This window comes from Glaesserella parasuis (genome assembly GCF_002015085.1).
Taxonomy (GTDB): Bacteria; Pseudomonadota; Gammaproteobacteria; order Enterobacterales; family Pasteurellaceae; genus Glaesserella; species Glaesserella parasuis.
On the sequence record NZ_MUXW01000003.1, the window covers coordinates 1 to 12,662 of the forward strand.

Here is a 12,662-nt window from a genome sequence, read left to right on the forward strand (position 1 = left end):
AAACATAAAGCGTTTTTAGAAGAACGGTCAGATAAACCGAATGAAAAGGGCTATTATCCTTATAAACATAGAAATGTAAGAAGTGCTTATCATAGTTTTAAACGTTATATGGATTATCTATTTACCTATGAAAAGCATGGCGATTTAAATATCGAAAAAACGACAAATAGACTTGAAAACTTATTTGGGCAACTAAAGGAAAACTATCGCATCATACAGGATTAATGAAAAGACATAAGATTATGTTTATAAAGGATTTTTTTAAATAAAAAGAGTTGCTAAGAATAATTAAAATATTCATTAGCAACCACTTTGTCATATAGGCATAGTTTTTACAAAATTAGCAACCATTTTGTCTACTATGCCCTAGCATAGCCGCAGAACTGCTTAATTATGCGGATTTGCTCGCCGTTGGGCATTATCTAGAACTTAAAGTCTTTGCGTAATTGCATTAACAAAGTTTAGAGCGTGATTTTTCCACATTTTATATTTGATCTATGAAAAGAAGAAACTGAAATTAAACACGATTTGCTGGCAGCCGCGGTGGTTCCCCCATTCGATTATTCACCAATACATCAAGCAACAACAAATACCTGATTAATTAGATTTGAAACGACCCACACCGTTTATATCTTATATCTCCGCTCTGAAGGAGAGAACTTTACGGCACAGTTATGATAAAATCCGCATTGTTGTAATACTTCATTTCACAAAAATGCAGATTAATCAATCAGGGGGTATGCCTTTAATTAACCTTGCTGATCACCAATCAACACAGACTCTAACGCAATTTCAATCATATCGTTGAAGGTTAGTTGACGCTCTTCTGCGGTAGTTTGTTCGTGCGTACGGATATGGTCTGAAACAGTACAGATGGTTAATGCTTTTGCACCAAATTCTGCAGCAACACCGTAGATACCAGCCGCTTCCATCTCAACACCTAAGATGCCGTATTTTTCCATTACATCAAACATTTCTACATCTGGAGTATAGAAAAGATCTGCAGAGTAAAGGTTACCTACACGCACATTGATGCCTTTCGCTTTTGCTGCTTGTACAGCCGCTAAAGTAAGATCAAAGTCAGCAATTGCCGCAAAGTCGTTGTCTTTGAAACGGATACGGTTTACTTTAGAGTCAGTACAAGCACCAACACCGATAATGACTTCGCGTAATTTCACGTCTTGGCGTACTGCACCACAAGAACCTACACGAATAATTTTTTTCACACCGTATTCGGTGATTAATTCTTTCGCATAGATTGAGCAAGATGGAATACCCATACCGTGTCCCATTACAGAAATACGACGACCTTTGTAAGTTCCAGTATAACCGAACATATTACGGACATTAGTGACTTGTTCTGCATTTTCTAAGAAAGTTTCAGCGATATATTTAGCACGAAGTGGGTCACCTGGCATTAATACAACATCGGCAAATGCACCTGCTGGTGCGTTAATATGTGGAGTCATAGTCTGTTCCTCTTTGTTTGTTGAGAGATTAATATCCCGTTACATTTTGATTTACTTGTTCATCGTTTAATGTAGCAAGTAAATTTGCTAATAAACTAGATGCACCAAAGCGGAAATGAGCTTGGTTAATCCAATCTTGCCCTAAAATTTCAGCAGTTAATGCGAGGTACTGCTCTGCTTCTTCGGTGGTTTTTACACCGCCAGCGGCTTTAAAACCAACGCTATCTGCAACACCTAAATCACGAATGGTTTCTAGCATAATATGAGCAGATTCAAGGGTAGCATTCACAGGCACTTTACCCGTTGATGTTTTGATAAAATCTGCCCCTGCTTTAATTGAAATCTCACTCGCTTTACGAATTAATTCCGCTGTTTTCAGCTCGCCTGATTCAATAATCACTTTTAATGCAACATTATTGGCAGAACAGACCGCTTTACACTGTTTGACAAGCTCAAAACCGACTTGTTCATTACCTGCGATCAATGCACGATAGGGAAAAACCACATCGACTTCATCAGCACCATAAGCCACCGCAGCTTTGGTTTCTGCCACCGCAATGTCAATATCATCGTTACCGTGAGGGAAATTGGTGACAGTCGCAATTTTAACTTGTTCTGTTCCTTGAGCTTTTAATGTTTTGCGAGCAACTGGAATAAAACGAGGGTAAACACACACCGCTGCAGGCGTACCAAATAGCGTATTGCCTTGTTGGCATAATGTTACCACTTTTTCATCGGTGTCATTATCATTTAATGTGGTTAAATCCATTAAAGATAAGGCTTGTTTTGCAATAGATTTTAAACTCATTCTTTATTCCTTACTTAAAGCAATCGTTTAACTTTGCCATAAACGACAACACCACAGTTTCCTGTGGTGTTTCGTTCAAGAATTGAGAGTGTTAAACCGCACCACCAATTCCGATAAATAGACCTGCAATCGCAGCACTCATTAAGTTTGCAAGAGAACCTGCAACTACCGCTTTGATACCTAAGCGAGCTACATCACCACGACGATTTGGTGCCATAGAACCTAAACTACCGATTAAGATTGCGATAGAGCTAAAGTTTGCAAAACCACAAAGTGCGAAAGTAACGATAGCTTTAGTTTTGTCTGTTAATGCCATTGGAGCTTCGGGGCCTAAGTATTTAGCAAATTCTAAGTAACCCACGAACTCATTGATCGCTAATTTAAGACCGATCATTTGACCAGCGACTTCAGCTTCATTCCAAGGAACACCGATTGCCCAAGCTAATGGTTTAAATATCCAACCAAGAATTAGACCTAAGTTTAGACCTTCATAACCGAACCAGCCACCGACAGCGCCTAAAACACCATTGATTAATGCAATTAATGCAATGAACGAAATTAACATTGCACCTACGTTTAATGCTAAGTGCATACCTGAGCTTGCACCAGCAGCAGCTGCATCTAATACGTTTGCTGGTTTTTCTAATTCAACGTTCTCAATGCTGTCATTGAATTTTTCTGTTTGTGGAAGAATAATTTTAGCGAATAAAAGACCTGCAGGTGCAGCCATAAATGATGCCGCAATCAAGTATGTAAGTGGAGCCCCCATACCTGCGTAACCTGCCATTACAGAACCTGCGATAGAAGCTAAACCACCACACATTACTGCAAAAAGTTCTGACTCAGTCATTTTGCTGATGTAAGGTTTAACCACTAATGGTGCTTCTGATTGACCTGCGAAAATATTCGCAGCTGCTGACATTGATTCCGCTTGAGATGTACCAAGTACTTTTTGTAAGCCACCACCAATGATTTTGATGACCCATTGCATAATTCCAACATAGTAAAGTAATGAAATTAATGCAGAGAAGAAGACAATGATAGGAAGAACTCTGAATGCGAAGACGAAACCACCGCCTCCAAAGACTTCAAACATTTTATCGCTAACAAGACCGCCAAATAAGAAAGCAACGCCTTCGTTACCATAGCTAATCACTTTAGCAACCCCCTCTGCCATTGCACCTAATGCATTACGACCCACTGGAACGTAAAGAATTAATGCGGCAATACCGATTTGTGAAGCTAATGCACCAAAAACTGTGCGGAAGTTAATTGCTCTTTTGTTGTTTGACAAAAGAAAAGCTATTCCTAGTAGAACAACTATACCCAATAAACTATTTAACGTACCCATTTAAGGACTCCATTCAAAGAAAGAGAAGAGATATATGATAAATGTTATAGTGATTATAACAACTAACTCATCAAAAATGATGGGCTACACAATGTACCAAGTTTTCAAACTAAGATCTTTAACTTTTTACATAGTTAAAAAATAAATTGACAGAAAATGGACTTTATTTATCAAAAATGTGAAGTAGCTCTCATTTTTCACGCCAGCTTCTTTTACACCTTATAGAGTTAGAGTTATTGTAGTTTACCCACGGTAATTTTTACTGAACTAAAGGAAGATAATATGCGTAAAAAAATTATTTTGGATTGCGATCCTGGACACGATGATGCTATTGCCATTTTGCTTGCTTACGGCAATCCAGATATTGATTTACTTGCGGTAACGACAGTTGTTGGCAATCAAACCTTGGAAAAAGTTTCTCGAAACGCTTTAGCCATTGCGGAAATTGCAAATATTCGGGGAACCCCTTTTGCAAAAGGGGCAATCCGACCGCTTGTCAGAGAAGTTGAAGTTGCACCAAGTATTCACGGTGAATCAGGTTTAGATGGTCCCGTTCTTCCTGAAGCTACTCAACAACACGTTACTCAGCACGCCGTTCAACTCATTATTGACCTAATTATGAGCCACCCCGAAAAAACTATTACATTAGTACCAACGGGGGGCTTAACCAATATCGCCCTTGCGGCACGACTAGAGCCGAGAATTATCGACAGAGTAAAAGAAGTGGTGTTAATGGGCGGTGGTTATCATACAGGTAACTGGAGTGCTGTTGCGGAATTTAACATTAAAATTGACCCTGAAGCTGCTCATATTGTTTTTAATGCAGGTTGGAAAGTGACAATGGTTGGTTTAGATCTAACTCACCAAGCCTTAGCAACGCCTGAGGTTGTAGAACGTATTGCCGCAATTAATACTAAACCAGCCAAATTTGTGGTGGAGCTGTTAGACTTCTTCGGCAAAATGTATAAACAGGCTCAAGGGTTTGATTATCCACCTGTTCACGATCCTTGTGCCGTAGCTTATGTGATTGATCCGACGCTTATCGAAACACAAAAAGTCCCTGTGAATATTGAATTAACAGGAACACATACACTTGGAATGACGGTAGCAGATTTCCGTTATCCGCCAAAAGAATGTAACACTTATGTGGCAAAAGTTTTAGATCGAGAACGTTTTTGGGATCTCGTGATTGATGCGATTAAACGACTTCAATAATACAAGCGGTTAGATTCTTCAAGTTTTTTGCAATACTCTATAAGGCTGAACAGGATTCAGTCTTTATTTTTGTGAGCTTGTTCACAAATTTTTGAAAAAGACATTGACGCTGTTTCTAATGGATTTAATAATATGACAAATGTCCTTTCGTTAAAACATTTGTCCTAATGGAGTTCGGCAATGAATCAGAACGAAAAAACGATTTTAGATTTAATACGTCAAAACCCTTTCATTTCACAGCAAGAACTCGCTGAATATATGGGATTATCTCGTTCAGCGATTGCCAACATCATTTCCGCCCTAATAAAAAAAGAATATTTATTAGGCAGAGCTTATGTTCTTAATGAGCGTAGCGCTATTTTATGTATTGGTGCGGCGAATGTTGATAAAAAAATTAAAACGGACGAAGAACTTCGAGGTTATACGTCAAACCCAGTAAATTCCACAACAACGATTGGCGGTGTTGCTCGTAATGTGGCTGAGAATTTAGGCAGACTCGGGCAGAAAGTGAGCTTTATTTCTACGGTTGGCAACGATCCTGAATGGGAGAGAATTAAATCCTTCTCGTCTGAGTTTATGGATATGAATAATGTGATTACCGTAGAAGGACAATCTACAGGCTGTTATACCGCATTACTAGACAAAGAAGGCGAAATGTATCTAGGCTTAGCGGATATGTCGATTTATGACAGCTTAACCCCTGAAGCCCTGAATAAACACACTGCATTAATTAAAAATGCTCGTTGTATTGTGGCTGATCTGAATTGTCCAAAAGCGACCATTGAATACCTTTGCAAAAGTGCCGAAGGTTATCACATTCCTTTGGTGTTGATTGCCGTTTCCGAACCGAAAATGGATCGTCTTCCTCAAGATTTACAAGGTGTAAGTTGCTTAATCATCAATAAAGGGGAACTTGCAGCCTATTTAGATATGCTATTAGATACCGATCAAAAAATTGAAGAAGCCGCTAAAATATTGTTAGCAAAAGGCGTAAAACAAATTGTATTAACCGCAGGTTCTAAAGCTATTTTGAGTGCATCTCAGGATGAAACCCGTTGGTATTCCGTTAAAAAAGTGGATAGCCACAAAGTGATTGATGTCACAGGTGCAGGCGACTCTTTTAGTGGAGCATTTATTTATGCTTGGCTTAATAATTATGAGCAAGACAAGGCGATCTTAGCTGGTTTAACCAACGCCTATCATACAATTCAGTCGGAATTTACTGTTCGACCAAATTTAACCAAATCTCAATTAGAAACCGAAATGGAGCATTATTATGAATAACTACCTTATTTTATCTGATGAAGTGCAACGTGGTATGGCTCAAGGCTTGCCGATTGTTGCCTTAGAATCGACCATTATTTCTCACGGTATGCCATATCCACAAAATGTTGCAATGGCAAGGGAAGTTGAGCAAATTATCCGTGATAACGGTGCTGTACCTGCGACGATTGCAATCATTGATGGCAAAATCCGTATTGGTCTTTCTGATGATGAATTAGAGTTATTTGGTAGCAGCAAAGGGATCGCAAAAGTTTCTCGCCGTGATTTACCACAGATTATTGCGTCTAAAAAATTAGGGGCAACAACGGTTGCTTCTACAATGATTTGTGCTCACCTTGCAGGTATTAAATTCTTCGTAACAGGAGGATTAGGTGGCGTACATAAAGGCTGGGAAACCACATTAGACATTTCTGCGGACCTTGATGAATTAGCACAAACAAGCGTAACCGTTATTTGTGCAGGGGCGAAATCTATCCTTGACCTTGATGCAACCTTAGAATATTTAGAAACCAAAGGTGTGCCTGTCGTTGGTTATAAAACCAAAAATCTACCAGCATTCTTTACTCGTGATAGCGGTTTACCATTGGCGTTATCGTGTGAAGAATTAACTGAAATTGCTGAAATGATCAAAGTGAAATGGCAGCTAGGCTTAGAAGGTGGCGTGGTCGTTGCAAACCCAATTCCACAAGAAGATGAATTAGCACCAAGTTATATCAACGGTATTATTGATACAGCAGTAAAAGAAGCCGAAGAAAAAGGCATTATAGGTAAAGATATTACGCCATTCTTACTCGGTAAAATCGTTGAAATGACCGAAGGCAAGAGCTTAGAAGCGAATATCAAGCTGGTGAAAAATAATGCGAAAGTCGGTGCTCGTTTAGCCGTTGAATTTTTTAAATAATCGATTAAAACTCGTTTTATAACGACTTATCTTGAACGGTGAATTTGTAATAAATTCACCGTTTTGTTTTTTATTTGTAGAAAAATTTGATCTATCTCTCACTTTTTAATGCTATTGATTGCATTACTTCATTTGTAGGGGTATGCTTTGGAGTAAATTTTCTTTTTGTTTAATGCTAATGGAGTTTTTATGTCGAGATTAACCAAACAACAAATTTTAGAACAATTAAAAAATGGTTTAATTGCTTCTTGCCAACCTGTTGATGACGGTCCGATGGACTCGCCAGAGATTGTAGCGGCAATGGCAAAAGCATCAGTCATTGGCGGAGCGGCAGGGCTTCGTATTGAAGGCATTGATAATTTAAAAGCGGTGCGTAAAGTCGTTGATGTGCCGATTGTCGGTATCGTAAAACGTGATTTACCTGACAGCCCTGTTCGTATCACGCCATTCTTACAAGATATTGACGATTTGTATCACGCAGGAGCAGACATTATTGCCTTTGATGGTACAGATCGTGTTCGTCCAACCACGATTGAAGCCTGTGCAAGACGTATCCAAGAGTTAGGAGCAATGTCAATGGCGGACTGCTCAAACTACAAAGAAGGTATGCACTGCCAAGAGTTAGGCGTAGATTTAATCGGTAGCACAATGTCAGGCTATACAGGCGGTGAAACCCCTGATGAGCCAGATGTACAACTGGTGCGTGATTTAGTCGCCAGTGGTTGTCGTGTAATGGCTGAAGGGCGTTACAATACCCCTGAACTTGCTGCCGTTGCGGTTGAAAATGGGGCTTATGCTGTAACCGTTGGCTCTGCTTTAACTCGCCTTGAGCATATTGTGAGCTGGTTTGTGACCGCCATTGATAATCGCAAAACAGGAGCCTAATATGACCGCTTGTTTAGCCATTGACGTGGGTGGAACCAAAATCGCTGCCGCTCTTGTTACCTTAAAGGGAAAAGAAGCAATAGTGGCGGAACGTACACAAATTCACACACCACAAAATCCAAGTGCAGAAGCTCTAGACAGCGCTTTGGCACAAATTTTAACGCAGTTCAAAGGGAAATTTGATCAGGTTTCGGTGGCTTCAACGGGAATTATTCAAAAGGGTATTCTAACCGCACTTAACCCGAAAAATTTAGGCAATCTGGCATTCTTTCCTCTTGAGCAAAGCGTTGCCAAACACACGGACAAGCCGATTACACTGTTAAATGATGCCCAAGCGGCGGGTTGTGCTGAATTTTTACGTCAAGATGACATTGAAAATTTTGCCTTTATTACCGTTTCGACAGGCGTAGGGGGCGGTATTATCTTAAATCGCAAACTCTTTACTGGCACAAACGGCGTAGCTGGACATATCGGACATAGCCTTGCTGATCCAAATGAGGAAGTGTGTGGCTGTGGACGTGTCGGCTGTGTCGAAGCGGTTGCTGCAGGGCGTGCGATTGCTCGTGATGCAGCCAAATGGGATAACCCTTGCGAACCGCCAGAAGTGTTTGCACGCTTTAGAGCAGGCGATCCACAAGCGGCTGCTTTAGTGGATAAATCTGCAAAAGCGATTGCTCATTTAATTGCTGATCTCAAAATTAACTTAGACATTCAACGAATTACCCTTGGCGGAAGTGTTGGATTAGCAGAAGGTTATTTAGCCAGAGTAACCCATTTCCTTTCCGAAATGCCTGAAATTTATCGTCCTGAAGTTGTTCCTGCTTATTATGCTCAAGATGCAGGATTGATAGGCGCAGCTTGGTGGGCTGAAAATCAAAAACAGATATAATGATTATTACATTATTAAATGTTTTACCGCTGATATCATTAGATATGATTAGGCATAGTAGACAAAAGCGTTGATAAAAAGCGGCTTAAAGCCTTGTACTATAAGGCTTTAAGCCACTTTTTGAAATATGAATAAAAACCAGTCCTTTTTGCCTTAGGAACAATATCCAAAAGTATGGAAATAAAAATAATATTCAGAGATACTTTTGTTCGTCCTGCCATAAAACATTTTCTTCCACAAATAAATTAAATCCAATAGATGATTACACAATAGGAAAACAAACCTATAAACAATTATCCGAAAAATATCACTGTTCCATTAGAACTGTTCAACGTTTGTCCATTAGAGGCATAGTTTGCAAAAAAACAACACTCTTGTCTACTATGCCAATAATTTTTGATAGATGGGTAATAAATTTGCCTACTATGCCTATTATTCAAATGCTACCTTACTAGTTACTGGTGTATGACTTTCAAAATCTCAGCAAAATCCTCACAAACATAATCAGGCTCAGATTCACTAATTGGAATGTTGTAGTTATAGCCATAGGTTAAACCTACGCTTTTACAACCAGCTGCTTTCGCTGCCAGAATATCGTTTTTAGAATCGCCGACAAATAACATTTCGTGGGGATATAAACCAAATTTGCCACAAAGGTAATAAAGTGGGGCTGGGTGTGGTTTTATTTGAGGCAGAGATTGTCCACCAAGAGCCTCAGAAAAGAGATGATCGATTTTAAAGGCTTGCAACACAGGTAAAACGTGTTTAGTTGGTTTGTTTGTGACTACGGCTAAAATATAGCCCTGTGTTTTAAGTGTTTCTAATGTTTCTTTAACATTTGGATAGAGTTTGCTGATGTTGCAGACATTTTCGCCATAAAAATATCCAAATCGGCGTTTAATTTGGGCTAATTCTTCCTGTGAAAATTCATCTGCTTTTCCTGTCCATTCCATTCCTTTCGCAAAAAGCACATCAGCTCCATTGCCGATCCAAGTCAGTACAAGCTCTTCAGGGGCTTGTGGCAAGCCAACTTCGGCGAAGGCAGAGTTAAGCGATAAGGCTAAATCGGGCAAGCTATTGACTAGCGTTCCATCTAGGTCAAAACCGATTAATTTGAATTGTTTCGTCATCTTATTTCCTTAACCAAGCGGTGAGATACGCTCGATATTTTGTTTTTAGGTCAATATTAACTCTCTGCTTCCCATTTCGCAAACTCAACAAATTCTGTGAGTTCAGGGTATTGTTTAAGCCACTTTTGCCATTGAATTTTATCGACTTCAATTTCCACTAAACGATCGCCAAATTCGGTGAAACGCTCTGATTTGATACATTGCTGTTGGTAAAATTTAGTGTAAATCTGACCGCTTGTTGTGGGTAGCAGTACTCTTTCACAGACCAGCTCGTTTTTAAGTCTGACTCGCATTGCTTCAAATAGCAGATCAATGCCTTGATTTTGTTGTGCCGAAAGATAAACCGCCACAGGTTTGCCGTCATCGTTGTATTCGATATGTGGCTCAATGCTGTCCAAGCGATCCACCTTGTTATACACGAGCAAGGTCGGAATTTCTAATGCTTCAATCTCATCTAACACTTGATTAACTGCATCAATATTTTCATTTTTACGGTCGTCTGCACCATCAATAACGTGTAGCAACAATGTCGCTTCTGTGGTTTCTTGTAGGGTGGATTTAAACGCAGAAACTAAATCGTGGGGCAAAAAGCGAATAAAGCCAACGGTATCTGCCAAAATCGCTGTGCCAACATCTTGAATTTGAATTCGTCTTAATGTCGGGTCAAGGGTAGCAAACAGTTGATCTGCCGCATAAACACCTGCATCAGTAATCACATTAAATAGGGTTGATTTACCTGCGTTGGTATAACCCACAAGGGAAATGGTTGGAATGTCTGCTTTTTGACGAGTTTTGCGGTTCTGATCACGCTGTTTACTTACCTTTTCCAAGCGGTTTTGTAACTGCTGAATACGCACTTTAATTAAACGGCGATCTGTTTCTAACTGGGTTTCCCCTGGGCCTCGTAAGCCTACCGCACCGCCTTTTTGTTGATCTTGGTTACCTAAACGGCGGACTAAGCGAGTGGATAAATGGCGAAGCTGTGCCAGCTCGACTTGTAACTTACCTTCGTGAGATCTTGCTCTTTGGGCAAAAATATCCAAAATCAAGCCTGTACGATCCACCACTCGGCAATCGCAAAGGGATTGTAGATTACGCGTTTGAGCAGGGCTGAGTTGGTGATTAATTAAAACGACGGTCGCATCAAAATCTTTGATTGCATCCGCAATTTCTTGGGCTTTACCTTGACCAACATAGTATTTGATATGGGGTGCGGAACGTGTGGTTGTCAATGTAGCGACAACCTCTACCCCTGCGGACTCGGCAAGAGTTTGAAATTCCATCAGATTTTCCACATCTTTAGTTTGAGAGAGATAAAGATGTACCACAATAGCACGCTCTTTGTCAGGCGTGTTTTGTGTTTTTTCAGGCAACGGAAAACCAAACACAGAATTTGCTGTGTTTGGTTCATTCAAGAGGTCTAACGTAGTAATAAAATTATTCCACTTTCTCTACCACTTCAGCAGATTGCACTGGTGCGGCTTGATGAGCGTGGTTAGAGTTATTGTTGTGAGAAATCGCACGAGCTGGCACAACGGTTGAAATTGCGTGCTTGTAAACCATTTGACTCACTGTGTTTTTTAATAAAATAACGAATTGATCGAAAGACTCAATTTGACCTTGTAATTTAATGCCATTCACGAGGTAAATGGAAACTGGAATCCGTTCACGGCGAAGTGCATTTAAGTATGGATCTTGTAAAGATTGACCTTTTGCCATTTTATGTTCCTTCTAATTATTGTTGTTTAATGCTTTGCCAAAGGCGTTGCGATATTACCACAGTTTCAAATGCTTTTGCTGTACTTTTTCGATCATTTTTTTATAAGAATTTTCAGGATCCAAACTATCAAGCCATTCCAACCCACTCGTCCAACCTCTTAGCCAAGTAATTTGGCGTTTAGCCAGCTGACGAGTTGCACAAATGCCCCTAAAGATTGCTTCATCAAGAGAAGTTTGTCCTTCCAAATATTCCCACATTTGTCGATAACCGACACAGCGAATAGAAGGCAGATCAACATTTAAATCGCCCCGTTGATAAAGCTGTCGAACTTCTTGTTCAAAGCCTAAATCGATCATTTTATGAAAACGTTGCTCAATCCGTTGATGTAGCACGGCACGCTCTTGAGGGGCTATCGCAAACTGCATTATCTCATAAGGAATACCTTCGCCTTGTTGAGCGGTGAGTTCCGTCATTGTTTTTCCCGAAATATAAAAGACCTCTAACGCCCGATTAATACGCTGGCTATCATTAGGGTTGATCCGCTCAGCTGAAATCGGGTCAATTTTAACCAGCTCTTGATGCAAACCTGCCCAACCGATTTGCTCTGCTTTTGCTTCAATTTCTGCCCGAATAGCTGGATCTGCTGAAGGCAATGGCGATAAACCATCAAGCAATGATTTGTAATAAAGCATTGTTCCGCCTACCAACAACGGAATTTTACCTTGAGCCGTAATATTCGCCATTTCTCGTAACGCATCTTCACGAAAATTCATTACCGAATAGCTTTCTGATGGGTCAAGAATATCAATTAAACGATGGGGGGCAAGTTCGAGTTCAGCCTTACTCGGCTTAGCCGTGCCTATATCCATACCCTTATAAATTAAGGCGGAATCCACACTGATTACCTCAACAGGAATCTGCTGACGTAGGGCAATGGCAAGATCGGTTTTCCCCGATGCTGTTGGCCCCATTAAAAAAATTGCGAGAGGTTTTTGCATTACATCTAGTCT

13 protein-coding genes and 1 pseudogene are annotated in these 12,662 nt (G+C 40.1%); 7 read left to right on the forward strand and 7 right to left on the reverse strand.

Going from position 1 to position 12,662, the window contains the following annotated elements; translation table 11 throughout:
• Positions 1-225: pseudogene (locus tag B0183_RS12435) on the forward strand (IS256 family transposase, variant Zn-binding type); the annotation flags it as partial.
• 524 nt (positions 226-749) lie between these two features.
• Here the strand turns inward: B0183_RS12435 and deoD are convergent.
• The 3 genes from deoD to B0183_RS01480 form a co-directional block, all read right to left on the reverse strand.
• Positions 750-1,469, reverse strand: coding sequence for a purine-nucleoside phosphorylase (gene deoD, locus B0183_RS01470; RefSeq protein ID WP_005712241.1), 720 nt, complete (start codon positions 1,467-1,469; stop codon positions 750-752).
• Positions 1,470-1,497: 28 nt separating this feature from the next.
• Positions 1,498-2,277, reverse strand: coding sequence for a deoxyribose-phosphate aldolase (deoC, locus tag B0183_RS01475; RefSeq protein WP_005712239.1), 780 nt, complete (start codon positions 2,275-2,277; stop codon positions 1,498-1,500).
• A 91-nt stretch (positions 2,278-2,368) separates the two neighbouring features.
• Positions 2,369-3,628 carry a NupC/NupG family nucleoside CNT transporter gene (locus tag B0183_RS01480; protein ID WP_078208226.1) on the reverse strand — a complete coding sequence of 420 codons (1,260 nt, stop codon included), beginning with the start codon at positions 3,626-3,628 and terminating at the stop codon, positions 2,369-2,371.
• A gap of 282 nt (positions 3,629-3,910) precedes the next feature.
• Between B0183_RS01480 and uriH the strand changes: the two genes are divergently transcribed.
• From uriH to B0183_RS13145, 6 genes are all read left to right on the forward strand, one after another.
• Positions 3,911-4,843, forward strand: coding sequence for a uridine-preferring nucleoside hydrolase UriH (uriH, locus tag B0183_RS01485; RefSeq protein ID WP_035522194.1), 933 nt, complete (start codon positions 3,911-3,913; stop codon positions 4,841-4,843).
• Between the two features lie 180 nt (positions 4,844-5,023).
• The gene (locus B0183_RS01490; protein ID WP_021112727.1) at positions 5,024-6,127 is read left to right on the forward strand and encodes a PfkB family carbohydrate kinase; all 1,104 of its coding nucleotides are present in this window, start codon (positions 5,024-5,026) and stop codon (positions 6,125-6,127) included.
• Positions 6,120-7,028, forward strand: a complete 909-nt coding sequence (locus B0183_RS01495; RefSeq protein WP_015939678.1) for a pseudouridine-5'-phosphate glycosidase — start codon at positions 6,120-6,122, stop codon at positions 7,026-7,028. Before B0183_RS01490 ends, B0183_RS01495 begins: the two co-directional genes overlap by 8 nt.
• Before the next feature lie 189 nt (positions 7,029-7,217).
• Positions 7,218-7,913, forward strand: coding sequence for an N-acetylmannosamine-6-phosphate 2-epimerase (locus B0183_RS01500; protein WP_021112750.1), 696 nt, complete (start codon positions 7,218-7,220; stop codon positions 7,911-7,913).
• 1 nt (position 7,914) lies between these two features.
• A complete protein-coding gene (locus B0183_RS01505) occupies positions 7,915-8,802 on the forward strand; it encodes an N-acetylmannosamine kinase (protein WP_078208227.1) in 888 nt (295 codons plus the stop codon).
• Between the two features lie 131 nt (positions 8,803-8,933).
• Positions 8,934-9,257 (forward strand): transposase-like zinc-binding domain-containing protein, encoded by a 324-nt coding sequence (locus tag B0183_RS13145; protein WP_415578959.1) that lies wholly within the window; start codon positions 8,934-8,936, stop codon positions 9,255-9,257.
• On the opposite strand, the gene B0183_RS01515 is transcribed toward B0183_RS13145, so the two are convergent.
• Genes B0183_RS01515 through miaA form a run of 4 tightly spaced genes read right to left on the reverse strand, consistent with a single transcriptional unit; the run spans position 9,258 to position 12,650 of the window.
• On the reverse strand, positions 9,258-9,932 hold the full coding sequence (locus B0183_RS01515; protein WP_078208228.1) for a phosphoglycolate phosphatase: 675 nt from the start codon (positions 9,930-9,932) through the stop codon (positions 9,258-9,260).
• Between the two features lie 56 nt (positions 9,933-9,988).
• Positions 9,989-11,320 (reverse strand): ribosome rescue GTPase HflX, encoded by a 1,332-nt coding sequence (gene hflX, locus B0183_RS01520; protein ID WP_457591950.1) that lies wholly within the window; start codon positions 11,318-11,320, stop codon positions 9,989-9,991.
• 49 nt (positions 11,321-11,369) lie between these two features.
• Positions 11,370-11,651 (reverse strand): RNA chaperone Hfq, encoded by a 282-nt coding sequence (hfq, locus tag B0183_RS01525; protein WP_005712219.1) that lies wholly within the window; start codon positions 11,649-11,651, stop codon positions 11,370-11,372.
• A 54-nt stretch (positions 11,652-11,705) separates the two neighbouring features.
• Entirely contained in the window at positions 11,706-12,650 is a 945-nt protein-coding gene (gene miaA / locus B0183_RS01530) for a tRNA (adenosine(37)-N6)-dimethylallyltransferase MiaA (RefSeq protein WP_075606170.1), read from the reverse strand.
• Positions 12,651-12,662 lie beyond the last annotated feature (12 nt).